The following is a 266-nucleotide window of genomic DNA, read 5'->3' as shown; positions in this document are numbered from 1 at the left end:
TTACCGGCCCCGGCGGTGCTGGTCGAGGAAGACCCGGCCGCCCCGGCCGCGCCACCGGCCCCGCCGGTACCGCCCTGACCGCCGGCCTTGCCGTCGATGACCGCGCTGGTGGTGCCCGCCGACCCGGCCGTGCCGTCTCCGCCGGTACCGCCACCGCCACCGACCCCGCCGTCGCCGCCCTTACCGCCGGCGCCCTGGCTGGCGGCGGTGCCACCGTTGGTGGCGCCCGCGGTGCCGCCGGTCCCGCCCGCGCCGCCCGCGCCGGC

At 82.7% G+C, this 266-nt stretch carries 1 protein-coding gene; it reads right to left on the bottom strand.

The genetic code is table 11. The features are described 5' to 3' along the window. Nucleotides 1-266: hypothetical protein (locus tag ACZY1I_RS32300; RefSeq protein ID WP_463761725.1), on the bottom strand; the 266-nt coding region annotated here is incomplete at both ends.

The sequence above is a fragment of the Mycobacterium sp. IDUB_37 genome (assembly GCF_055419245.1).
Note: the sequence above shows the minus strand (reverse complement) of the source record. Positions and strands in the feature narration are given on the sequence as shown.